Genomic DNA, 21,512 nt, shown 5'->3' on the forward strand with positions numbered 1-21,512 from the left:
TCGCCATTCTCCCAGCCGCGGCGGGGGTTTGTGAACTCCCGCACGGGGCCGCTTTCACTGTGTCCTGGCCGGTGCCGCGGCGGGAACGCCGGCCTCCGTCTTCGGCTGTCTGGCGGCGGGCGTGGCGACCGGCTCGAGGGCCTCGCCCACTTTCAGGTTGGCCTTGCGCACCGCCTCGACGAAACCGGCGAACGGTCGATCGGTGACGCCGACCAGACCAATATGGCCGTTCTCGCCATCGAGCAAGCGCCCAGTCGCCGGCTGGTCGAGATACTGGAACCAGTGCATGCCAACGATGAAGGGCTCGGCCAGGGCTCGCTCCAGAAAGTGGGCATAGGCCGGGCCACGCTCTTCTTCCTTGTACACCTCGGCCACGCCACCCCAGAACGGGCCACGATCCCGCGAACCGAAATGGAACTCGCTGACCAGCATCGGCTTGTCCAGCTTGCGCAAGGCCTCGAAGTCATAACCGTGCTGAGGCTCGGGGGTGTAGAAGTTGAAGCTCAGCACGTCGCAGTACTTGGCGCAGGCCGTGACCGCTTCGGGAGTGCTAATGGCGAAGCGGCCACCGAGCAGCAGATGGTCGGGCACATGCCACTTCAGCGACTCGGCGATGGTTTTGAAGTAGGTGTCGGCGAAGAGCTGCTGGAAGCGTTGCAGATCCTCCTCGATGGCTGGATGCTCCGGGCTCGGCAGGGGCGCCTCGAATCCCGGATCCTCCATCAGCTCCCAGGCGGGCAGTTCGATGCCCCAGGCGGCGGAGAGCCCCTGCTGGTTGCGATAACGGTCGCGCAACAACTTGAGGAAAGCACGCTTGGCCGGCATGTCGGTGGTCTGTCGCAGGGTGCCGTAGGCCAAGGCATAGCGGGCCTTCGGATCCGTCCCCGGCGCGGCCCAACTGAGCTCGTTGTCGGCAAAGTAGCCGATCACCCAGGGGTCGCTCCGGTGATCGCGGGTAGCGATAGCGATGGCCCGCTCGACAGCCATGGCGAAGCGCGGATCGAAGGGATCGGGCATGCCGCCCCACCAGTCGTGGCCGGTGGAGATGGTGGCGTAGTCGCCACGGATCAGCAGCGGAATCGTGTAGGGTACCCGGTGCATCGCTCCCAGGGAGAGATCGCTCCAGTTGCCGAGAGTATTGAAACCCCAGGCCTGCAGGCGGTCCAAGGTGTGCCCGCGCCAGCGCAGGGCGTCGAAGAACTGCGCGATGCACGGCGGCGCGGCGCTCGGTTGCTCGGCGGGAGCCGGCTGTCCGGGGGCAGGTGTGCCGCCCTTCGGAGCGACCTGAACGTTGTCCGGCTCTTCTTCCATGGGAGCTGCCGGCAACGCGCGCTCCGGCTCGGCGGCCTGCTCCACAGGCGGTTTGCAACTTTGTCCGTAGGTCCGATAGAGATTCGCCCGATAGAAATCGTACCAGCGCCCATGGGCGAATTGCCGCCCGTTGTTGGCACCGGTGGCCTGGCGGCTATCCCCGACCCCATAGAAGGCGCTCAGCGGCTCCTCCTTGCCGGGCAGGGCGAGGAACATCTCCTCGCGCCCTTCGACGTAGGTCCGGCTGTTGCCGGAGGAGACCGTGTTCACGCCGAGGGAAAAGAACGGATGACCGTCCGGCGTCACCAGATACCAGCGGCCCTCGTGCTTGGCCACCCGGAAGAAGCCCGTGGCCTCCAGTTGCGGCCCTTTCAGCCAGCCGCCGAAGCGGTCCAGCTCCGGCCGCCCGGCCAGCCAGCGATCGAGCTGCGCCCGCTCCTGCTCGGCCGCCCTTTTCAATTGCTTGTCGCTGTTCACCTTCTCCGGCCAGTCGCCGCGGCTGTACTGCCCATAGGCATCGACGATACCCCGGTAGGCGGCCGGCTCAAGATCCTCGCGCACACCGAAGCGGCCAAGCAGAATGCTCTGCTGCACGTCCGGCTTCTCCAGGGATAGGCTTAGCGCCTGCACCTGGCGTAGATCGATCTCGCCTTCCAGGGTAGTCGCCACTAGCAGACGCTGGTTTTCATAGGTCCAGGGCATCGGCGGCGCGGCGAGCATGCCATGCGCCCTGGGCGAGCTGGCGTGCAGCGGCAGCACCAAGGTCTGTGCCGGACCGGCCGGCAGGGCGACCTGAGTCCTGAGAACCTTGCCGTCGGCGCTCTCGATGCTCACCTGCAGGGTCAGCGCCCAGTCCATGGCATTCTGGATGCGCAGGCTGACCGCGCCGGCGGAAGACCAGTCCCAACTGCCCTGTTGCGGCGTCAGACGCAGGCTGGGCCGCTCCTGCGGATTGAAGGTGGCTCTTCGGAGCACCTCTCCTCCCGCCGTGGTCTCCGCGGTCAGTTCCGGTAGGAAGGCGCCTGCGCCCTTGACCTGCACCGCATCGGTGGGGCGCACGAAGTTGAACAGCGTCTGCTCGTCGGCCGCCCGTGCCGACAGGGGCACTAGGCAGCAGGCAAACAGCAGGGGAACTAGGGGACGGATCATCGAGCTCGCTCTCCAGCGGGACGGAGGTGGACAACAGAGTCGGCATGATGCCAGTCACTTCGGCTATGGTGAAGCAAGGCATTGACCAGACAATCTATTTTCTTGCCATCCGGCTGGCCCGGATGTGGCCGGTATACGGCAGGAATTGGCCCGGACTGCTCGATGGAAATCCGCTCGGCCGCGTGGCAAGCCCCGACCACGGTGGCCTCAGCCGATCTCCCGGCGAAACGGCGGCAACGCCTCGAGGATCGCCTTGCCGTAACGCTGGGTCACCACCCGGCGATCCAGCAGGGTGATGATGCCGCGGTCCTGCTCGGTGCGCAGCAGGCGGCCGCAGGCCTGGACCAGACGCAACGAGGCATCGGGCACGGCGATCTCCATGAAGGGATTGCCGCCACGGGCCTCGATCCATTCGGCCAACGCCGCCTCTACCGGGTCGTCGGGCACGGCGAAGGGGATCTTGGCAATGACCACGTGCTCGCAATAGGCACCGGGCAGATCGATGCCCTCGGCGAAACTGGCCAGACCGAACAGCACGCTGGACTCGCCCTCGTCGACCCGCGCCCTGTGCCGGCTCAGAGTTTCCTGCTTGGACAGGTTGCCCTGGATCAGCACACGCTTGCGCCACTCGCGCTCGAGGCCATCGAAGACATCCTGCATCTGCCGGCGCGAGGAAAACAGCACAAGAACCCCACGCGCGCCTTCCACCAGACGCGGCAGTTCGCGGACGATGGCTGCGGTATGCGCGGTAGCATCGCGCGGATCGGCCTTGAGGTCCGGCACCCGTAAGAGGCCCGCCTCGGCATGGGCAAAGGGACTGGGTACCACCGCGGTGACGGCGCTTTTCGGCAGCCCGGCGCGCATACGGAAGCGATCGAAGCTGTTCAGCGCGGTCAGGGTGGCGGAGGTCAACAGCGCGCCATGGGCGATGCTCCACAGGTGGCGGCGCAGGGTTTCGGCGGCGAGGATCGGACTGGCATCGACCTCGATGTCGTGCAGGGCGCCGCTCTCGGCCAGGGTCAGCCAGCGCGCCATCGGCGGGCTGTCCTCGGGGTCTTCCGCGGTGAAGGCGGTCCACAGTTGCCAGTTGCCTTCGGTTCGCGCCAGCAGGCTGCCGAACAGCGGATACCACTCCTCCGCCTGGTGGCTGGCCAGGCCTATGCCGGGCTCGCCGTCCATGGCCTCCTTGAGCAGTTCGGTGAGCTGGGTGAAAAGCTCCACCAGCCTGGAAAATCCTTTCTTCAGTTCGAGGCCCAGCTCGCGCAGATGCTCTGGCACCACGCCGCCGGCGAAGCGATGGCGCGGCCTCTCGCGGCCGTCCAGGTCCTCGCCGGCACGGAAGTCGGCCAACTGTTCGCAGGCAGCGAACATGAACTGTTGCTGGGTGCGCAACTCACGGGCCAGTTCAGGCACAGCCTCGATCAGCCGCCCCAGTTCGCCGGGCAGCGGATGCTGGGCGAGCAGCCGGGTCAGGTTCTTTTCCACCTGTCCCAGCCAGTCGGCGGTCGAGCGCAGACGGGTGAAATGGGCGAAGTGGCCAATGGCCTTGTCCGGCAGGTGGTGCCCTTCGTCGAACACATAAAGGGTGTCGCGCGGGTCGGGCAATACGGCGCCGCCACCCAGGGCGAGATCGGCGAGCACCATGTCGTGGTTGGTGACGATCACGTCGACCTTGGTCATTCCTTCGCGTGCCTTGTAGAAGGCGCACTGCTGGAAGTTCGGACAGTGCCGGCCGGTGCACTGGCTGTGATCGGTGGTCAGCCGCGACCAGGTATCGTCCTCGATAGCCTGCGGCCAGGCATCGCGGTCACCGTCCCAGCGGTTGCCGGCGAGCTTCTCGATCATCTGGGCGAAAAGCTTCTGGCTGGCCTCGTCGACATCGATGCGAAAGCCCTCCTCCTCGAACAACTGGGCGGTGGCGCCCTGCGCCTGGCCCTCCTGCAACAGCAGGTCGAGCCTCGACAGACACAGGTAGCGGCCACGCCCCTTGGCCAGGGCGAAACTGAAGCTCAAGCCGCTGTTGCGCATCAGGTCGGGCAGGTCCTTGTTGACTATCTGCTCCTGCAGGGCGACGGTCGCGGTGGCGATCACCAGGCGCTTGCCGGCCGCCTTGGCCGAGGGAATCGCCGCCAGGCTGTAGGCCACCGTCTTGCCGGTGCCGGTACCGGCCTCCACCGCGACCACCGCCGGCTCGCCCTGGCGTCGCCCTTCGTCGTCGGTGGCGATGGTCCCCAGGACTCTGGCCACCTCGGCGATCATCAAACGCTGGCCATAGCGCGGCTTGAGCCCCTTGGCTTCGAGAAAGCGGGAGTAGGCACCCTGGATCTGAGATTTGAGTTCGGCGCTGAGCATTCCGTTTCCCGAATCGAAACTGGATAAATTTTCAGTATGCAAAATGGGCGGCTATGATAGCGCGCGTTGCGCGGACCACCACCGGAGATTGCCAAATGATGCTCTATTCCCTTGCCTACACCCTGCACGTGCTGCCTGCCCTGATCTGGGTCGGCGGCATGTTCTTCGCCTGGATGATCCTGCGCCCCGCCACGGTCAGCGAACTGGATACGCCGGCCCGGCTGAAGCTCTGGCCGGAAGTGTTCCGGCGCTTTTTCCAGTGGGTCTGGGCAGCGGTGGTAATGCTGCCTGTGACCGGGATCGGGCTGCTGCACCTGCGCTTTCCCAGTCTGGAGACGGCGCCTGCGTATGTGCACGTCATGATGGGCCTGTACCTGGTGATGCTCGCCCTGTTCCTGCGCATGCGCCTGCTGCAACTGCCGCAATTGCGCCGGGCCGTGGAACTGCGCGACTGGCCGGCCGGCGGCGCGGCGCTGGGGCGGATCCGCCGGCTGGTGGGATTCAATCTGGTGCTCGGCCTGTCGCTGGTCGCCATTGCCGCCGCCCGGCCTACCTTCTGAAACCTCCGGCCGCCGGAGTCATCTGCGGCTATCCTTCGCTGAAACATACAGGTGGAAGATGCCAAACAGCAGTATCTGCAGGCGAGTCCTCCAGCATGGCGGATCGGTCTTGGCAGTACGCTCGAACAGCACCAGCGCGAGCAGGTGAGCGAATAGGAGCAGCCCGCCGAAGACCGGCAGCAAGAGATCAAAGGGCTTGCTCAAAGGCTGCAGGAAAGCTCCGGCAAGCGCCAGCCACAACAGCAGGATCAGCACCTTTCCCAGGGTCAACAACAGTTTCATCGCGCTCCCGTCATACGATATCCAGGCGGAAGATCCGTCAAGCGTCGTCGCAGACACGGAACCCCATCGCCTTACTCTTGAATCTCAGCCGCACACCCGATTGAGGACCTTCGATGACCGACAGCTTTTCCTCCCGCACGCCGCAGCAGGCTCTCGCCGCCCTGCTCGAACGCTACGCCCCGAGCCGGCTGCTGCTAGTCGGCGCCAGCGATCTGCCCGCTCTCGAAGCCTTTCGCAACACGCACACCGAAGCCAGGGTGACGTACTGTGCCGCCGGTCCATTGCCCCCGGAAGCCGCCGCCCAGCGCTACGAACTGGCCGTGCTGGTCGACTGCCTGGAGCACCTACCACGACGTACCGGCCTGGAATTGCTCGGCGGCATTCGCAACCTGAACGCCAGCCGCCTCGCGGTCCTGGTCGATCTGGCGGCCTGCGGTTGGCAGGATACCGACTTCTTCGCCCTGGCGCTGCGGGCCAGCGAGCGTTTCCGACGCGACGAACAGGTCCTCACGCTGTTCACCTACGATCTCTACGACTACAAGCAGATCCCCGACTGGCTGAACGCCAAGTTCTGGGCCAACCCCGAGAATTTCGGCAAGTACTGGTGGTGAACGGATGAACGCCAATGACCTGCCGGCACAGAGCCGGAACTGCCCGTGCGGCAGTGGCGACCGGCTCGATGAATGCTGCGGCCGCCACCTGGTTGGCATCCCCGCGCCCAGCGCCGAATGCCTGATGCGTTCGCGCTACAGCGCCTACGTTCTGGGCGATGTCGACTATCTGCTGCAAACCACCCTGGCGGCCCAGCGGACAGGCCTGGACCGCGCAGCCATGCAGGCCTGGAGCCTGCAGAGCACCTGGCTTGGACTGACCGTGGAGAAAACCGAGCAGTCCGCTAGCCGACTGGCGCACGCCTTCGTCACATTCAGTGCACGCTGGCGCGATGCCTCGGGCGAGCATATCCATCGTGAGCGCTCGGCCTTCGTGCGACATGGCGACCGCTGGTATTTCATCGATCCAACCGTCCCGCTGCATGCGGGACGCAACGATCCCTGCCCGTGCGGCAGCGGCTCGAAATTCAAGAAATGCTGCCACGGCGCGATTACTCGCTGAGGCGCTCGTCCGCGCAGGAGCGCTTTCGAAACGAGCATGCGCCCAGACGATACGCATCGATGCCATGCCTGTCCGTTCCGGCGATGCCGCCCCGTTGAACCCGATCGAACTTGCAAGCGAGATACCGTTACTTGACATCCTCCCCGCCCTAGAGCGTGTTATGAACTTTGAAGAAGAGATGCGGCATTGCCGAGCATAAGGATGGTGAAGACGACGAAGTGCAAGCCAGCCAATGTTTCCGGTAGGCGCTCGTAGTCGCGAGCCAGGCGCCGGAACCGATTGACCCAGCCGAAGCTGCGCTCCACGACCCAGCGGCGCGGCAGAAGCACGAAGCCTTTCTTGGCTTCAGACAGTTTCACCACGTGCAGTTGGATGCCTTCTTCCTGGGCCGCTTGCGCCGGATCATGACCGGTGTAGCCCTGGTCCACGAAGGCGAGCTTCACCGTCTGGCCCGTGGCCTGCTGGACTTGCTGTGCCAGCGATCGCACCTGGGCACGCTCCTGCTCATTGGCTGGTGTGACGTGGACCGCCAGCAGGTGGCCGAGCGTGTCCACCGCCATGTGCACCTTGCTGCCCTTCTTACGTTTATAGCCGTCATAACCGGCTCGTGGCCCGCTCTCGCAAGTGGACTGCAAGGTGCGGCCGTCCAGGATCACGGCGCTGGGTTGGCCCTGCTTGCCTTGAGCGACACGCAACACCGAGCGCAGATCGTTGACCATGGCTTCGAAGCAGCCGGCCTGCAGCCACCGCTGAGTCTGTTGGTAAAGCGCCTCCCACGGCGGAAAGTCGTTGGGAATCAGTCGCCAGGGAGCACCAGCCCGGGCCATCCAGCGCAACGCGTTGAACATCAGGCGCAGATCGTACCTGCGCTGTGGCGCTCGCGGATCCATCAGGGTCAGGTAGGGCGCAGCGAAGGCCCATTCTTCATCAGAAACGTCTGTCGGGTAAGGGCGTGCGGGCTTCATCCAACTACGATAGCTTCACCGGCACCAAGTTCATAACACGCCCTAAAGAGGCTGTCGCAAAAGCCCCACCAGGTAAAATGGATCATACCTTCCTGAAGGCCAAGAGTAATGAGCGCAGCGTCGAAGACGGTAGCGCTGGACAGTGAGCAATTCGATCTGTTCGGTGCCGCCCAGGTTCCGGACGCCGGTTTATCACGGGCAACGCGCAGGAGATTATTCTGGGCAGGATCTGGGATGCATGTGGGTGACAGGTGGCCTCACGCCGGACCATGCGAACATTGGTCGTTTCATCACGTTGCACGGGGATCTTCACGCAGGCGTTCTTCGAATCTCTCACGCGTGCCATCCTGAAGGCCAGTGGCTCGGCCAGCACGCGCCTGGCAGGCGATGGCACGGTCATTGAGGCGGCCTGCTCACGTTACAACCTGCTCAAGCAAAAGGCGCTGCGTGAATGCGTACAGGCCGCGACCGCGGCACTTGAGCAGGCGCCGGATGATCGTGCCGCACAGTAAGGAGCAGCAGCGTAGCGCCCAATGCGAGTCGATCTTCAATGAGCGACTGGTCGCGCGCCAACGTCATGGCAAGGGAATGCAGAGCCTGCGCATCAGTGCAATCGAACCTGAAGCGATGCTACAGCGACTCAAGCGTGGTCAAGGGTACGGGGCTTCGTCCAAGCCCTCTGTGCTGGCTAACAGTAACCGCATCATCACAGCGAGCCGGACATGGCCGGGAACTCGTAAAAACACGGCCCCAGGCATTGGCCGGCCCCGGATCGGCTCATGGCGACGGCTATCCCTCCGGCCGATCACGGCGAGACACTAGTACTTGAGAGTAATTCTTAATTATTGAGATACACTCGTCGCCTCGCCATTTTCCACTGCAGATATCGGGTGTATACGGTGACGACCCAAAGAAACACTGCATGCGCCTTGCCCGACCGGGACGCAAGCGCCTCCGGATCAGAACGGCTCAAGGCGAAAATGGGAGATATCGGGCAGCGCGCCGGCTGGCCGCGCCGGGATAGGCGCCAAGTCGCTGCCGACCGCTGCCAGGTTCGGATCGCTCGACTCCAGAGGTGCTGTCGGCGCTTCGGTGCGCGGCTCCGGCAGTTCCGCTCCCGAACCGAAGTCCGGGACCCCGAGCACGGCGAAGGCAGCCGTGCAGGTATCCTACGGCAGCATGGCGAAAGGCTTGCGGACAGCCTCGGAACGAACGGCGGCGAGGTCGTTTTCTTGCCCTGGAGCAAGCTTTACATTCTTTCCCATCGGCAGAATGTCCGCCGGAACGCCGGCCCGCTCCAGAGCAATCCGATACGTTTAGGTCTCGCCAACCTCCAGGCCGCTGTCGGGGGATATGCGCCGACCGGAAAACAGCGTGGCAATGCGTGCGTCATCGGCACGGAACAGCCTAGTCAGACGGGCCGGCCCCTGTTCCCTGGAAGCTCCGTGCACCAGTTGGCCGGAAAAAATGATCTGATAGCGGCTCATGGTCATACCCATGTCCCAATCGACAGGTAGTATGGCGCGGTTTTTTCGATCAAGGCGTTCGGGAAACAAACGAGGGGAACGTCTGCGAAACAGGTCATCCCGTCCGATCCGGCCTAATGGTTGCAGTCAAAGCGCTGCTCGTTACACTGAGGCCCCCTTTGGAGTTCAGCATGTTTTTCCAGGCGCACGTCATAAGAACTCTAGGCCTGTTGGGGTTGCTCGGTCTGCTGTCCACTCTTGTCGGCTGCTCTACCTGGGTGACCGGAGGCTTCAAGGATCCTGACGTCCAACTGGTCAAGGTCGATGTCGTCAAGGCCCGTCTGCTGGAACAGCAATTCATCCTGCGCTTTCGCGTCGACAATCCCAACTGGGCGAGCCTGCCGATCCGCGGCCTGGATTATGAAGTGTTCCTGAACGATATCCGCCTCGCCAAGGGGGAGTCGAACAAATGGTTCACGGTCCCCGCCCGCGGCCGCGAGGAGTTCGATGTCCTGGTCACGACCAATCTCTGGCGCTACATGAAACGCATCGTCAAGCTGCTGGAAGAGCCCGACCGACCTATCCAGTATCAGTTGCAAGGCAAGGCCAAGACGGGGCTTCTGTTCGGACGCCACGTACTGGTTTCCCGCTATGGCGAGATAACCCCTGGCGACTACATTCGGGATTGATCGCCCATGAGTCCGCTGATCGCCGTCCTGCTGCCGGTCACCGTGCTGATCCTGCTTGCCCTAAGCATCGTGGCCTTCGTCCTCTGGCGCCGGGTATGGCTGCGCGAGAAAGCCCGGAAGGCCGCCGAGCGGGAACGCCGGGCGCAACTCGCCGAACACCTGCGCATCCTCGTCGGCAGCCTGCTCGACGACTGGTTGCCACTGATCGAGGGAGCCATTCGCATTGGGGTCCTGCTTGAGCACTATGACCCACACTTGTACCGGAGCGAACGCCTGCAGGTCTTTCGCGAGCTTAGCGAGGCCGCTACCCATATCCCCACGCACGCGGCCTGGAAGGCTTTGAGCAGGACGGAACGTCGCCAGTACGAGGTGCTAGCAGTCTCGAGTTGAAGCACAAGGCTGCGGCTCGCAGCAGCGCGCGCCGGTTGCTGGCGGAAGGACTGACCGCACATCCTTGAGAAAACCCGGCCAGCTTGCAAGCCACCGGCCGGCTTCCTACCTTAGGCCCCACTTCTTGCCCCGGATCGCTCGTCCGCCCGCCTTTTCGCAACCCCACTCCCGAAGGAACCCGCCACATGCGCCTGCTTCGCCATCTGTTTCGACTGAGCCTTGGAGCCGCTTCCCTGCTCGTACTCGCCGGCTGCCAGTCGGTAGTCGACAGGCGCCACGCGGACAGCCTGCCACCCACACAGGGCGTGCTGCGCCTCCAGGGACTGGCAGACAGCGTGGTGGTACGACGAAACGCCCTCGGCATGCCGCTGATCGAAACCCGCAACGAACACGATGCCCTGTTCGCCCTCGGCTACGTGCATGCCAGTGACCGGTTAAGCCAGATGGTCGGCCTGCGCCTGATCGCCGAAGGAAAACTGGCAGAGATGCTCGGCCCGGGCGTCCTCGATATCGACCGCTTCATGCGCGCGATGGGCCTCCGTCATCATGCCGAGACGCTGTATCGCAACGCCTCGCCCGGCCTGAAGCAGGACTTCGAAGTCTATGCCCGTGGGGTCAACGCTTTCCTGTTCCGTCACCGCGACCGGCTGCCCATGGATCTGGCCGAGTCAGGTTACCAACCATCGTACTGGAAAGCGGAAGATTCGGTGCTGCTGTTCTGCCTGCTGAACTTCGGTCTGTCGACCAACCTGCACGAGGAGATCGCCGCGCTCAGGCTGGCGCAGAAGGTCGGTACGGAGCGGCTCGCCTGGCTGACGCCGATCTACCCGGATGACCCCCTGCCGTTCGCGGAGGCGGACAAGCTCAAGGGTGTCGAGCTGGGCGGGCAGATCCCAGGGCTCGCCGCCCTCGACCGGGCGGCCGGACAAGTCGCAGCCCTGAACATGCTCGGTGTCGCCGCCTCCAACAATTGGGCGATCGCGCCACGCGGCAGCCGCCTCGGCAAGAGTCTGCTGGCCAACGACACCCACCTGCCGCCCGCCCTGCCCTCGCTGTGGAATTTCGTCCATGTCCGCACGCCGCAGCGCCAGAGCGCAGGCGTCTCGGTCGCCGGCATTCCAGTGGTGATCGCCGGCTTCAACGGCAAGCTGGCCTGGGGCATGACCATGGTCATGGCCGATACCCAAGACCTTTTCCTCGAGCGGATCAAGAACGAGAACGGACGCCTCCATTACCTCGCCGACGGCAAATGGCTGCCGGTCAGCGAGCGCCAGGAAACCTTCCTCGTCAAGGGCGCGCCAGCGATCCGCGAAACCCTCTATGAAACTCGTCACGGCCCACTGCTGAACAGCGTACTCGGCGAGCGCAAGCATCCGCTGCAACCCCTGTCGCTGAGCAGCGGCCATGGGCTGGCGCTGCAGAGGCTTCCGCTCGACGATGACCACAGCCTGGACGCCTTCCTCCAGCTCTCCCGCGCCCGCTCGGTGGACGAAGCCTTCGCGGCTGCCGGCGAACTGCGCGCCATGGCGGTGAATTTGCTGTTCGCCGATGCCGGACACATCGGCTGGCAAGTGACTGGACGCTACCCCAATCGCCGCGGCGGCCTCGGCCTATTGCCTTCCCCCGGCTGGGACGGCGCCTACGACTGGGACGGCTTCGCCGATCCGATGCTGCACCCCTACGATCAGGACCCGGCGCAGGGCTGGCTGGGTACCGCCAACCAGCGTACGGTACCGCACGGTTATGGCATGCAACTGTCCAGCACCTGGTATTACCCGGAGCGCGCCGAGCGTATCGCCGAACTGGCCAGTCGTGGCCGACACGATGCGCAGAGCATGATCGCCATGCAATACGACCAGACCACACCCTTCGCCGCCAAGCTCAAGGCCATGTTCGAGGCGCCGGGTATGGCCAAGCCGCTGCGCCAGGCGATCGATGCCCTGCCGCCGACCGAACGTGATCGGGCCCACGAGGCCTTGAGCCGATTGCTCGCCTTCGACGGCCGGCTCGCCGCTAGCTCGGCGGATGCCGCCCTGTATGGCGCCTTCCTGCAGGAAAGCGCGCGGCAGACATTCCTCGACGAACTGGGCCCGGACGACAGCCCCGCCTGGCAAGCCCTGCTGCAGATGTCCGGCCTGTCCTACTCGGCCCAAGCCGACCACCTGCTCGGCCGCGAGGACAGTCCGTTCTGGGACGACATCGCCACCCCGCGGACCGAAGACAAGCCAGCCATCCTCGCACGCAGCTTGGCGGCCGTGGTACGAGATCTGGAAAGCCGGCTCGGCGGCGATCGAAGTGCCTGGCAATGGGGCAAGCTGCATCGTTACCAGTGGATCAGCGACAGTACCCGCCTGGCCCCCTACCTCGGTGCCCGTCAGCGTACCGCCATCCAGGCGCTCGACGGCTATCTGAACCACGCCCCTGCCCCGGCCGGCGGGGATCATGGCACGTTGAACGTTTCCGCCTATCGCTGGGGACAGGACTTCGATGCCCAGTTGATTCCCGCCATGCGCATCGTCGTCGATTTCGCACGCGAAGAACCCATGCTCGGGTTGAACGGCACCGGCCAGTCCGGCAATCCGGCCAGTCCGCATTACAAGGATGGTATCGATGCCTGGCTCGATGGGCGCTACATGAGTTTTCCCTTCAAGACAGAGAACCTGGACAAGACCTACGGCAACCAGCGCCTGTTGCTGGTGCCGTAGGCCTGAATCGCCGGTCCCTCATGGGCATGATCGACGAACCCGGCCGCCGACGGCCGGGATGAGTGTCAAAAGCGGCGCTTCGCGTCTCATCCCGCTTTCAGAATACCGCTCAGGGTGATCCCATAGTGCTCGAACAGTTGTACTGCCGGCTCCTTGACTCCGCCATTGTTTCCTCCCGCACTACCAAACTCCCTGTCCTGGCATTCGAATCCCTCGCGCCGCGCAAACTCCAGCACTTTCTGACTGGCTTCCTCCACGGTCGGTTTAGTCATTGACTCGGTCACCATCTTGACCGTATTTCCGTCCTTGTTGAATGTGATCGACCAAATAGCCATGTCTTGCTCCTCCATTACTAACTACTGATGCGGGTAGACAATCCAATCCAACCTACTAGTCAGACTAGACCCCCTTTGCCTAGTTCGCCAGTCGGGCAAATGTGGCTAGGCTTTCTGAAGAATCCTGCCAACGCCTGTCCCGAATCCATCGGCAGGGACAGGCCTTTCAGGAGGCCCGCATGAGAAAGCTTTCCGATACCCGCTCCGCTGCACCGGAGACCTTGGAGCATGTGGAGCTGCTGCGTCGCCATGCCATTTCCCTGCCTGCGCTCGACAGCGAGGCGTTCGCCAGCCTGTTCGATCGTTATGGCGATGCCCGGGTAGTGCTGATCGGCGAAGCCAGCCATGGCACATCCGAGTTCTACCGTACCCGTGCGGCGATCACCCGGCGATTGATCGAACGGCATGGCTTCAACATCGTCGCCGTCGAGGCCGACTGGCCGGACGCCGCCCGAATCGACCAGCACGTGCGTCGGCAGCGACTAACCGACTGGGAGCGCCAGGCCTTCCAGCGCTTTCCGACCTGGATGTGGCGCAACCTGGAGGTCGCCGAGTTCTGCGACTGGCTGAATCGCTTCAACCGGGACCTGCCATATGAACGGCGCGTCGAGTTCCGCGGCCTGGATGTCTACAGCATGGTCGCCTCGATCCGCGCGGTGCTCGACTACCTGGACAAGACCGACATCCAGGCGGCCCAGGCCGCACGTGAACGCTACGGCTGCCTGATGCCCTGGAGGGACACACCGGCCCGCTATGGCCGCGACGTCCTCTACGGTCACCAGTCCTGCAAGGAGGCGGTGATCGAGCAGTTGCGCAGCCTGCTCGAACTACGCCTGGAAGCCCTCGGCCGGGATGGCGAAGACTTCTTCGAGGCCACCCAGAATGCCCGTGTGGTACAGGCCGCCGAGCACTACTACCGGATCATGTACCACGGATCGAGCGCCTCCTGGAACCTGCGCGACCGGCACATGTTCGATACCCTGCGCCATCTGCTGGAACACCGCGGCCCCGAGGCCAGGGCGGTGGTCTGGGCACACAATTCGCACATCGGCAACGCCAACGCGACGGCCATGGGCTGGGCCGGCGAGTTCAACATCGGCGAACTGTGCCGCACCGCTTGGGGCAGGGATGCCGTCCTGATCGGCATGGGCACTGACCGCGGCGAAGTAGCGTGCGCCAGCGAGTGGGACGAGCCGATGCGCATCAAGAGGGTCTGCCCCTCGCGCCCGGACAGTTGGGAACGCCTGTTCCTGCAGACCGGCTTTCCCGCCACCCTCACCGATTGGCGTGACAATCCATCCATCGAATTGCGCGCGGCTCTCTCCGAAACCTTGCTGGAACGTGCCATCGGCGTGATCTACCGTCCGGAGAGCGAGCGCCAAAGCCATTACTTCGAAGCCGTACTGGCCGAGCAGTTTGATGCCTGGATCTGGCTGGAGGAAACCCATGCCGTCACGCCCCTAGGACCCCGCCAGCCACAGGCGGGGCAGGCCGAAACCTACCCGTTCGGAGAATGAGCCCATGCATGGAATCTGCCACGCCCCTCACCTGTTCCTCGACCGTCGCAGCGCCGGCCTGGAGCTGGCCGAAGCGTTGATGCCCCATGCGGCGGAGCGTCCGCTGGTGCTCGCCCTGCCCCGCGGCGGCGTCCCGGTCGCCTTCGAGGCCGCCAGGATGCTGCACGCCGAGCTGGACATTCTGCTGGTGCGTCGGATCGGCGCCCCCGGACACAGCGGGCTCGCGCTCGGCGCGGTGATCGATGGGACCCATCCGCAGTTCGTCGTCAACGAGGAAGTGATACGCCAGGTGCGCCCCCCGGCCGGCTGGTTCGAGGCGGAAATACAGCGCCAGTTGCAAGAGCTGGAGCGTACCCGGCAACTGTATTGCCGCGAGCCGCCGATACCCGTGGTCGACCGCTGCGTGATTCTGGTGGACGACGGCATCGACACCGGCAGCAGCGTGCGGGCGGCCTTGAAAGGACTGGCCAAGTCCGCCCCCGGACAGTTGATCCTGGCCGTGCCGGTCGCACCCCGAGCGGTCGCCCAGGATCTGCAAAGATTGGTGGACGAACTGGTCTGCCTGGCCATGCCCGAGCCTTTCGACTCGATCGCGCGCCATTATGGCGACTTCGACGAAACCACCAACCGCGAAGTCGCCGATCTGCTGGCCGAAGCGCGGCACAGCGCCCGCTGAACGAGCGCCGTGTCCGGGCGGACGCTCAGGCCACCGGCGCCGGTGGCGGTTGGTCCGGCCGGGTCGGCTCTCCCGGCTCGCTCGGTTGCGTCGGCACACCGGGCTCGTTGGGTTGACCCGGTACGCCCGGCTCCGGATCGCCGGCGGGATTTCCAGCCGACCAGAACCGGCCGGGCAGTGCCTGCCCCGCTATCGAGGACAGATGAAGGGGTTCGCTGTGACGACGGATTTCCATGACGACCTCCGACTGTGAGGGACGGCGCGCTGCCGGTCCGATGACTACAGTCGGTAGAGTCCGCCGGACTGAAGTAATTCCCCCGCGCCGCCGCCAGTCCGATGGCAGGGCTGGCGCTGCCGCTCATGCCTTCGGCAGGGTCACTCCGATCTGCCCCTGATACTTGCCGCCACGGTCCTTATAGGACACCTCGCAAGACTCGTCGGACTCGAGGAAGAGCATCTGCGCCACGCCCTCGTTGGCATAAATCTTTGCCGGCAGGGTGGTGGTGTTGGAGAACTCCAGGGTCACATGACCCTCCCACTCCGGCTCCAAAGGGGTGACATTGACAATGATGCCGCAGCGGGCATAGGTGCTCTTGCCTAGGCAGATGGTCAACACGTTGCGCGGGATGCGGAAATACTCGACGGTGCGCGCCAGGGCGAAGGAGTTCGGCGGAATGATGCAGACCGCTCCCTTGACGTCCACGAAGCTCCTCTCATCGAAATTCTTCGGATCGACGGTGGCCGAGTGGATGTTGGTGAAAACCTTGAACTCGTCGGCACAGCGCACGTCGTAGCCGTAGCTGGATACGCCGTAGGAAATCAGCCGCTCGCTGCCCTCGGTGCGCACTTGACGCTCGACGAAGGGCTCGATCATGCCTTGCTCCCGGGCCATGCGGCGAATCCACTTGTCCGATTTGATGGTCATGACGGCAGTCCTGCAGAAAATGAGGTGCGCATATTAACTCAACGGCTGTCCCGACGCCTTCAAAGCGCCAGCCCCTCAGGGCAATCGCATGGAATGCCTGCCCGATACTGGGCTGGAAAGGTTGTGTGCTTGGTCGTTCCGGCGTGGTCTTCGGATCCAGTGCATTGGCTGCTTGCCGAGTGGTCGGATACCTTCTGTTTCGGCCCCCGGCCGAGTCACTTTTTCTTGCCTGGCCACGAAAAAGTAACCCAAAAGAAGGCCACCCCCTCATCCGGCCCTGCGCTTCGCTCCGGGTTCCCTCCCTGCATCGTCGTTCCAGGGGCTCGCCGCGAAGGGCCATCCATGCCATGGCCCATCGCGGCTCTCGCGGCATCCTTGCCGCTCGACCCCTTCCACGACGATTCCGCTCGGCCTTCTGAAGGGGGCATCCGGCGCGGCCTGACAAGCCGTGCCACAAGAGCGAAAGCGCTTTCAGGCAACCCGGAGCCCGACTCCCGTTCAGAAGGCCGAGCGCAGGTGTCGCGTAGAGGGGCGAGCGGCGGGGAGGCGGCGAGAGTCGTACGAGGGGCATGGATGCCCCTTGTGCGACGACCCTCGGAGCGACACCGGAGCGAGGGAACCCCGGCGTAACCGGGGCCGAATGATCGGGCGCGTTTTCTCAACAGGGACTGTCCGGTCCCTCGGCAAGCAGCCATGCCAAGGCTCACACAACCTTTCCAGTCCGGTATCGAGCGAGCACTTCATGCGATTGCCCCGGCCTAGTACAGACGCGGAAACAGCAGGTAGAGGAGCCGCAGAAGCGGGCAATCCGGCCCGTACACGCCACTCAGCAGGGTAGCGATACGCTGCACGTGCCCGTACAGACGCTGCCTGGCCGCTTCCTGCCCGAGCAGGGCGACCAGGGTCGACTTGCCAGCATCCTTGCCTAAGTCCTTGCACAGCGGCGCATCCGAAGCGCCGTCGCAGAGGTCGTCGTACAATTGGAAGGCCTGCCCCAATTCGAGCGCCGCCTCGCGCAGGGTCATGCGCACGTCATCGTGGGCATGCGCGACCTGCGCCGCCATCTCCAAGGCCGCAGCGAATAGCGCCCCGGTCTTCAGGTGATTGGTTGCGGTGATCTCGCCGACCCGGCGCGGCCGGCTGCCTTCGCGCAGATCCTGATACTGGCCACGCACCAATCCCTGTGCCCCCACCGCGTCGGCGAGCACGCCGACCAGCTGGGCACGCAGCAACGACGGTAGCTCGGATGTACTGGAAATCACCTTGAAGGCCTGACCGAGCAGCGCTACCGCCGTCAGCACGGCGATATCCTCGCCGAAGCGCACATGCACGGTTGGCAAACCCCGGCGCAGGCACGCATCGTCCATGCAGGGCATGTCGTCGAGCACCAGGGAAGCAGCATGGACCATCTCGAGCGCACACCCCAGATCCAGCAGCGGCGCCTCGCGGGCGCCCAACTGGCATCCTGCCAGCACCACTATCAGCGGACGCACCCGCTTGCCGGGCGAGAGCAGCGCAGCTTCCATCGCCGCGCCGATCAGGTCGCTCTCATCCGCGGACGTGGACAGCAGATGCGCCAGACGCCGGTCGATCCGCCCACGCAGCGCGCCGAGGCCGTCGGCGAAGGTGTCGCGTTGGGGTGGCACAAGTGAAATTGCCATAGGGTCCAGAAACTCCGTTTTCTGAAAAGGCGAGGGAAGAAAGAATGCTAAAATTCTTGTACATATTTCCAATTTTATACAATCTTAACGGAAAGATTTCCCGACCTCCGCAGTCCTACTCCACCGAATCAGGGAACGGCGATGGCAGGAGACGAACTGGCGGCGCGCAAGAACGACCATCTGGACATCGTCCTCGACCCGTCCCGGACCAAGCGGAACGGTAGCACCGGCTTCGCCGCCTTTGCCTTCGAGCATTGCGCGCTACCGGAGTTGCACCTGCAACAGATCAATCTGGGCACCACCTTCCTCGGCTGCCCCCTGCGCGCACCACTGCTGATCAGCTCCATGACCGGCGGCCCCGCCCAGGCCGCGACCATCAACCGTCATCTGGCCGAGGCGGCGCAGGCACTCGGCATCGCCTTGGGCGTCGGTTCCCAGCGTATCGCCCTGGAAACCGGTACCGACCACGGCTTGGGCGTGCCACTGGTAGTCAAGGAGGTCGGCGCCGGCATCAGCGCCGCGATGGTACGGCACCTGGTCGCGGCGAGCGTCACGGTGATCGACGTCGCCGGTGCCGGCGGCACCAACTGGGTCACGGTCGAGGCGCAGCGGGCACGCACCCCGGCCCAGAAGCAGGCCGCGCTGGCCTTCGCCGACTGGGGCATCCCTGCCGCCGAGGCGCTGCGCGAGGTACACCAGGCTTGCCTGGGGACGCCGCTGATCGCCTCGGATGGGATACGTGATGGCGTGGATCTGGCAAAGGCGATCCGTCTGGGGGGCGACCTGGTCGGCCAGGCCCCTGCGGCCCTGCCCGGCGCGCTGCGCTCCAGCAAGGCGGTGATCGAGCATTTCAACGTGATCATCGAGCAACTGCGCATCGACTGCTTCCGTACCGGCTCGGCAGATCTGACGGCCCCGCGCCAGGCGCGCGTGCGGTCGCCGGCCCAGCCGCCTCTCTAGTCGCCGGAGCTCAGGGATGAGCCACTTCGCCGTCATCGCCCCACCCTTCGCCGGCCATTTCTGGGCACTGGAAGCGCTGGCCGAGCGGCTGATCATGTGTGGGCACCGGGTCACTTTCGTCCAGCAGGAGGATACCCGCGTCCTGCTGAGACAGCCGCAGATCGGATTCGCCGCCCTCGGCCAGGCTTCGCATCCGCCCGGCTCGCTCGCCACGGTCATCGCCCACGCCGGGCATCCCGGCGCCCCGTTCGGCCTGCGACGGGTGATCCAGGACATGGCTCGTGGCACCGACATGCTCTGCCGCGAAGGACCGAAGCTACTGCGCGCGCTCGGCGTCGAGGCGCTGATCGCCGATCAGATGGAGGCTGCTGGCGGACTGCTCGCCGAATACCTGGGCCTGCCCTGGGTTTCGGTGGCCTGCGCCCTGCCGGTCAATCGCGAGCCGCGCCTGCCGCTGCCGGTGATGCCCTGGAGCTATGCCGTCTCACCCTTTGGCGAGCATCTCAACCGCAGCAGCAGCCGGGTCTACGATTACCTGATGCGGCCCCATAAGAAAATCATCGCCAAGCATGCCGAGGCCTTCGGCCTGCCGCCACGCGACAGCCTACACCAGTGCCTGTCGCCCTTCGCCCAGATCAGCCAGACCCTTGCCGGCTTCGACTTTCCGCGCCAGGAGGCCCCAGCGCACTTTCACCCGGTCGGCCCGCTGCGCTCATCGAACCAGGGCGCGGCGTTGCTGGACCTGCCAGTCGACGCTGGGCGACCGTTCGTCTTCGCGTCGCTAGGAACTCTGCAGGGCGGCCGCTTCGGTCTATTTCGGCGTATAGCCATGGCCTGTCGCGACCTCGACCTGCAACTCCTGCTGGCGCACTGCGGCCGACTGGACCCCGGCCAGGTGCGTGCACTGCAAGCGGCGGGCGCTACTTGGGTGACCGACTTCGCCCCGCAGTGCGCGGCCCTGGCCCAGGCCGACGTGACGATTACCCATGCCGGACTGAACACCGTGCTCGACGCCCTGGTCGCCGGCACGCCGATGCTCGCCTTGCCGATTGCCTTCGATCAGCCGGCAATCGCCGCCCGGGTGGTGTATGCCGGCGCAGGGCTGCGTGCCTCCCCGCTGCTAGCCCGGTGCAGCACGCTGCGTCGCCTGCTGCGCCGGCTGCTGGACGAGCCGGCCTTCGCCGAGCGTGCTGCGCGGATCGGAAGCGAAGCCAGACAGTCGGGCGGCGCCGAGCGCGCCGCCGACATCGTCGAAGCGGTGCTGAAAAGCGGACGGCCGGTTCTCCATGCCGCGGCCTGACTACGACCTCATCTTGGTCGGCGGCGGCCTGGCCAACGGCCTGATCGCCTGGCGTCTGGCCGAGCTGCATCCGGCGCTGCGCTTGCTGCTGCTGGAACGGGGCCCGGTACTCGGCGGCAATCACACCTGGTCGTTCCACCAGGATGATCTGACTTCACAACAGCACGCTTGGCTGGCGCCGCTGGTGAGTCACCGCTGGCCCGGTTACGAGGTGCGCTTTCCCAAGCGACGGCGCATCCTGCACGGCAGCTATGCGTCGATCGCCTCCGCGCACTTCGACGCCCAACTGTGCGCACGCCTCGTCGGTCAGGTACAGCTCGGCAACAAAGTGTGCAGCCTGAGTCCGCAGCGCGTGGAGCTGGCCGATGGCAGCAGCGTCAGTGCCCGCGCAGTGATCGACGGCCGCGGCCCGCGCTCCAGTGCGCACCTGTCGCTCGGCTACCAGAAATTTTTCGGCCGCGAGGTGCGTCTGGCGGCGCCGCACGGGCTCGACATACCGGTGCTGATGGACGCCGGCGTCGCCCAGCGCGAGGGCTACCGGTTCGTCTACCTGCTGCCCTTCGGCCCCGACCGCCTGCTGATCGAGGACACCTACTATGCCGACGGCGAGACTTTGGCCCCCGCAGCCCTGCGCGCACGGATCGACGAGTACGCCGCGCAGCATGGCTGGCGCATCCTGGAGGTGCTACGCGAGGAACAGGGCGTGTTGCCGATCATCCTCAACGGCGATCTCGAGGGCTTTTGCCGGGAAATGGGCGACCAGCCGTGCAGCGGTCTAGCCGCCGGCCTGTTCCACGCCACCACCGGCTATTCGCTGCCCCATGCGGTTCGCCTGGCCGAGCGCATCGCCGCCCTGCCGCGGCTCGACGCCGCCAATCTGGCTGCAGAAATCCAGACGACCCTACGCGCCGAGTGGCGCCGCCAGGGCTTTTTCCGCCTGCTCAACCGCATGCTGTTCCTCGCCGGCGCACCGGAAGACCGCTGGCGGGTGATGCAACGCTTCTACGGCCTGCCGGAGGCTCTGATCCGGCGCTTCTACGCCGGCCGTCTGCGTGCTGGTGACAAACTGCGCATTCTCACCGGCAAGCCGCCGGTGCCCCTCGTCCAGGCGCTGAGGGCGGCGCTGACCAGGGACCTGCATCGACAAGGGAGTTGA

General features: G+C 65.0%; 20 protein-coding genes and 1 pseudogene. 12 read left to right on the forward strand and 9 right to left on the reverse strand.

Annotated features, from left to right (window positions below; translation table 11 throughout):
* Window positions 1-54: 54 nt before the first annotated feature.
* Both ACGI6K_RS13455 and dinG read right to left on the reverse strand, forming a co-directional pair.
* A complete protein-coding gene (locus ACGI6K_RS13455) occupies window positions 55-2,460 on the reverse strand; it encodes a beta-agarase (protein WP_376946175.1) in 2,406 nt (801 codons plus the stop codon).
* 207 nt (window positions 2,461-2,667) lie between these two features.
* Window positions 2,668-4,812 (reverse strand): ATP-dependent DNA helicase DinG, encoded by a 2,145-nt coding sequence (dinG, locus tag ACGI6K_RS13460; protein ID WP_376946177.1) that lies wholly within the window; start codon window positions 4,810-4,812, stop codon window positions 2,668-2,670.
* Between the two features lie 95 nt (window positions 4,813-4,907).
* On the opposite strand from dinG, the gene ACGI6K_RS13465 reads away from it, so the two are divergent.
* Window positions 4,908-5,372 carry a CopD family protein gene (locus ACGI6K_RS13465; RefSeq protein ID WP_376946179.1) on the forward strand — a complete coding sequence of 155 codons (465 nt, stop codon included), beginning with the start codon at window positions 4,908-4,910 and terminating at the stop codon, window positions 5,370-5,372.
* A gap of 18 nt (window positions 5,373-5,390) precedes the next feature.
* Here the strand turns inward: ACGI6K_RS13465 and ACGI6K_RS13470 are convergent, their stop codons facing one another.
* Window positions 5,391-5,654 (reverse strand): DUF1145 domain-containing protein, encoded by a 264-nt coding sequence (locus ACGI6K_RS13470; protein WP_376946181.1) that lies wholly within the window; start codon window positions 5,652-5,654, stop codon window positions 5,391-5,393.
* Between the two features lie 113 nt (window positions 5,655-5,767).
* Between ACGI6K_RS13470 and ACGI6K_RS13475 the strand changes: the two genes are divergently transcribed.
* Both ACGI6K_RS13475 and ACGI6K_RS13480 read left to right on the forward strand, forming a co-directional pair.
* Window positions 5,768-6,265, forward strand: a complete 498-nt coding sequence (locus ACGI6K_RS13475; RefSeq protein WP_376946183.1) for a DUF6231 family protein — start codon at window positions 5,768-5,770, stop codon at window positions 6,263-6,265.
* 4 nt (window positions 6,266-6,269) lie between these two features.
* The gene (locus ACGI6K_RS13480; protein WP_376946185.1) at window positions 6,270-6,767 is read left to right on the forward strand and encodes a YchJ family protein; all 498 of its coding nucleotides are present in this window, start codon (window positions 6,270-6,272) and stop codon (window positions 6,765-6,767) included.
* A 158-nt stretch (window positions 6,768-6,925) separates the two neighbouring features.
* On the opposite strand, the gene ACGI6K_RS13485 is transcribed toward ACGI6K_RS13480, so the two are convergent.
* Window positions 6,926-7,732 carry an IS5 family transposase gene (locus ACGI6K_RS13485; RefSeq protein WP_377968707.1) on the reverse strand — a complete coding sequence of 269 codons (807 nt, stop codon included), beginning with the start codon at window positions 7,730-7,732 and terminating at the stop codon, window positions 6,926-6,928.
* 269 nt (window positions 7,733-8,001) lie between these two features.
* Between ACGI6K_RS13485 and ACGI6K_RS13490 the strand changes: the two genes are divergently transcribed.
* Window positions 8,002-8,244, forward strand: a complete 243-nt coding sequence (locus tag ACGI6K_RS13490; RefSeq protein WP_376949494.1) for a hypothetical protein — start codon at window positions 8,002-8,004, stop codon at window positions 8,242-8,244.
* 804 nt (window positions 8,245-9,048) lie between these two features.
* Here the strand turns inward: ACGI6K_RS13490 and ACGI6K_RS13495 are convergent.
* On the reverse strand, window positions 9,049-9,231 hold the full coding sequence (locus ACGI6K_RS13495) for a hypothetical protein (protein ID WP_376949496.1): 183 nt from the start codon (window positions 9,229-9,231) through the stop codon (window positions 9,049-9,051).
* 158 nt (window positions 9,232-9,389) lie between these two features.
* Here ACGI6K_RS13495 and ACGI6K_RS13500 point away from each other — a divergent pair, with 158 nt between their 5' ends.
* The 3 genes and pseudogenes from ACGI6K_RS13500 (at window position 9,390) to ACGI6K_RS13510 (ending at window position 12,982) form a co-directional block, all read left to right on the forward strand.
* Window positions 9,390-9,887, forward strand: coding sequence for an LEA type 2 family protein (locus ACGI6K_RS13500; RefSeq protein ID WP_376949498.1), 498 nt, complete (start codon window positions 9,390-9,392; stop codon window positions 9,885-9,887).
* Window positions 9,888-9,893: 6 nt separating this feature from the next.
* Window positions 9,894-10,345: pseudogene (locus ACGI6K_RS13505) on the forward strand (DUF2489 domain-containing protein).
* Window positions 10,346-10,462: 117 nt separating this feature from the next.
* A complete protein-coding gene (locus ACGI6K_RS13510) occupies window positions 10,463-12,982 on the forward strand; it encodes a penicillin acylase family protein (protein ID WP_376949500.1) in 2,520 nt (839 codons plus the stop codon).
* A gap of 86 nt (window positions 12,983-13,068) precedes the next feature.
* On the opposite strand, the gene ACGI6K_RS13515 is transcribed toward ACGI6K_RS13510, so the two are convergent.
* Window positions 13,069-13,317, reverse strand: a complete 249-nt coding sequence (locus ACGI6K_RS13515; RefSeq protein ID WP_376949502.1) for a hypothetical protein — start codon at window positions 13,315-13,317, stop codon at window positions 13,069-13,071.
* Window positions 13,318-13,496: 179 nt separating this feature from the next.
* On the opposite strand from ACGI6K_RS13515, the gene ACGI6K_RS13520 reads away from it, so the two are divergent.
* Entirely contained in the window at window positions 13,497-14,834 is a 1,338-nt protein-coding gene (locus ACGI6K_RS13520) for an erythromycin esterase family protein (protein WP_376949504.1), read from the forward strand.
* A gap of 4 nt (window positions 14,835-14,838) precedes the next feature.
* Window positions 14,839-15,510 (forward strand): phosphoribosyltransferase, encoded by a 672-nt coding sequence (locus tag ACGI6K_RS13525; protein ID WP_376949506.1) that lies wholly within the window; start codon window positions 14,839-14,841, stop codon window positions 15,508-15,510.
* A gap of 25 nt (window positions 15,511-15,535) precedes the next feature.
* Here ACGI6K_RS13525 and ACGI6K_RS13530 read toward each other — a convergent pair whose 3' ends face one another.
* The 3 genes from ACGI6K_RS13530 to ACGI6K_RS13540 all read right to left on the reverse strand — a co-directional run bounded on the left by ACGI6K_RS13530 (window position 15,536) and on the right by ACGI6K_RS13540 (window position 18,096).
* Complete coding sequence (locus ACGI6K_RS13530; protein WP_072432533.1) at window positions 15,536-15,745, reverse strand: hypothetical protein; 210 nt, start codon at window positions 15,743-15,745, stop codon at window positions 15,536-15,538.
* Between the two features lie 123 nt (window positions 15,746-15,868).
* Window positions 15,869-16,435 (reverse strand): dCTP deaminase, encoded by a 567-nt coding sequence (gene dcd, locus ACGI6K_RS13535; protein WP_376949508.1) that lies wholly within the window; start codon window positions 16,433-16,435, stop codon window positions 15,869-15,871.
* Between the two features lie 758 nt (window positions 16,436-17,193).
* Window positions 17,194-18,096: a polyprenyl synthetase family protein gene (locus tag ACGI6K_RS13540; protein ID WP_376948812.1), complete on the reverse strand. Its 903-nt coding sequence runs from the start codon at window positions 18,094-18,096 to the stop codon at window positions 17,194-17,196.
* A gap of 141 nt (window positions 18,097-18,237) precedes the next feature.
* Here ACGI6K_RS13540 and ACGI6K_RS13545 point away from each other — a divergent pair, with 141 nt between their 5' ends.
* The 3 genes from ACGI6K_RS13545 to crtY are packed head-to-tail and all read left to right on the forward strand — an operon-like array spanning window position 18,238 to window position 21,512.
* Window positions 18,238-19,056, forward strand: a complete 819-nt coding sequence (locus tag ACGI6K_RS13545; RefSeq protein ID WP_376948814.1) for an alpha-hydroxy-acid oxidizing protein — start codon at window positions 18,238-18,240, stop codon at window positions 19,054-19,056.
* A 16-nt stretch (window positions 19,057-19,072) separates the two neighbouring features.
* Window positions 19,073-20,356 carry a glycosyltransferase gene (locus tag ACGI6K_RS13550; RefSeq protein WP_376948816.1) on the forward strand — a complete coding sequence of 428 codons (1,284 nt, stop codon included), beginning with the start codon at window positions 19,073-19,075 and terminating at the stop codon, window positions 20,354-20,356.
* Window positions 20,343-21,512 carry a lycopene beta-cyclase CrtY gene (crtY, locus tag ACGI6K_RS13555; protein WP_376948818.1) on the forward strand — a complete coding sequence of 390 codons (1,170 nt, stop codon included), beginning with the start codon at window positions 20,343-20,345 and terminating at the stop codon, window positions 21,510-21,512. Before ACGI6K_RS13550 ends, crtY begins: the two co-directional genes overlap by 14 nt.

Origin of the sequence: Azorhizophilus paspali (assembly GCF_043587585.2) — a bacterium.
In the GTDB taxonomy this organism is placed as follows: domain Bacteria; phylum Pseudomonadota; class Gammaproteobacteria; order Pseudomonadales; family Pseudomonadaceae; genus Azotobacter; species Azotobacter paspali.

Bases quoted from the DNA above. Each gene is read 5' to 3' on its own strand.
- ACGI6K_RS13485 (WP_377968707.1), bottom strand. From the start codon at position 7,732: ATGAAGCCCGCACGCCCTTACCCGACAGACGTTTCTGATGAAGAATGG.
- ACGI6K_RS13530 (WP_072432533.1), bottom strand. From the start codon at position 15,745: ATGGAAATCCGTCGTCACAGCGAACCCCTTCATCTGTCCTCGATAGCG.
- ACGI6K_RS13525 (WP_376949506.1), top strand. From the start codon at position 14,839: ATGCATGGAATCTGCCACGCCCCTCACCTGTTCCTCGACCGTCGCAGC.
- ACGI6K_RS13480 (WP_376946185.1), top strand. From the start codon at position 6,270: ATGAACGCCAATGACCTGCCGGCACAGAGCCGGAACTGCCCGTGCGGC.
- ACGI6K_RS13545 (WP_376948814.1), top strand. From the start codon at position 18,238: ATGGCAGGAGACGAACTGGCGGCGCGCAAGAACGACCATCTGGACATC.
- ACGI6K_RS13500 (WP_376949498.1), top strand. From the start codon at position 9,390: ATGTTTTTCCAGGCGCACGTCATAAGAACTCTAGGCCTGTTGGGGTTG.
- ACGI6K_RS13515 (WP_376949502.1), bottom strand. From the start codon at position 13,317: ATGGCTATTTGGTCGATCACATTCAACAAGGACGGAAATACGGTCAAG.
- ACGI6K_RS13470 (WP_376946181.1), bottom strand. From the start codon at position 5,654: ATGAAACTGTTGTTGACCCTGGGAAAGGTGCTGATCCTGCTGTTGTGG.
- dcd (WP_376949508.1), bottom strand. From the start codon at position 16,435: ATGACCATCAAATCGGACAAGTGGATTCGCCGCATGGCCCGGGAGCAA.
- ACGI6K_RS13490 (WP_376949494.1), top strand. From the start codon at position 8,002: ATGCGAACATTGGTCGTTTCATCACGTTGCACGGGGATCTTCACGCAG.
- ACGI6K_RS13465 (WP_376946179.1), top strand. From the start codon at position 4,908: ATGATGCTCTATTCCCTTGCCTACACCCTGCACGTGCTGCCTGCCCTG.
- ACGI6K_RS13455 (WP_376946175.1), bottom strand. From the start codon at position 2,460: ATGATCCGTCCCCTAGTTCCCCTGCTGTTTGCCTGCTGCCTAGTGCCC.
- ACGI6K_RS13520 (WP_376949504.1), top strand. From the start codon at position 13,497: ATGAGAAAGCTTTCCGATACCCGCTCCGCTGCACCGGAGACCTTGGAG.
- ACGI6K_RS13550 (WP_376948816.1), top strand. From the start codon at position 19,073: ATGAGCCACTTCGCCGTCATCGCCCCACCCTTCGCCGGCCATTTCTGG.
- ACGI6K_RS13510 (WP_376949500.1), top strand. From the start codon at position 10,463: ATGCGCCTGCTTCGCCATCTGTTTCGACTGAGCCTTGGAGCCGCTTCC.
- ACGI6K_RS13475 (WP_376946183.1), top strand. From the start codon at position 5,768: ATGACCGACAGCTTTTCCTCCCGCACGCCGCAGCAGGCTCTCGCCGCC.
- ACGI6K_RS13495 (WP_376949496.1), bottom strand. From the start codon at position 9,231: ATGGGTATGACCATGAGCCGCTATCAGATCATTTTTTCCGGCCAACTG.
- dinG (WP_376946177.1), bottom strand. From the start codon at position 4,812: ATGCTCAGCGCCGAACTCAAATCTCAGATCCAGGGTGCCTACTCCCGC.
- ACGI6K_RS13540 (WP_376948812.1), bottom strand. From the start codon at position 18,096: ATGGCAATTTCACTTGTGCCACCCCAACGCGACACCTTCGCCGACGGC.
- crtY (WP_376948818.1), top strand. From the start codon at position 20,343: ATGCCGCGGCCTGACTACGACCTCATCTTGGTCGGCGGCGGCCTGGCC.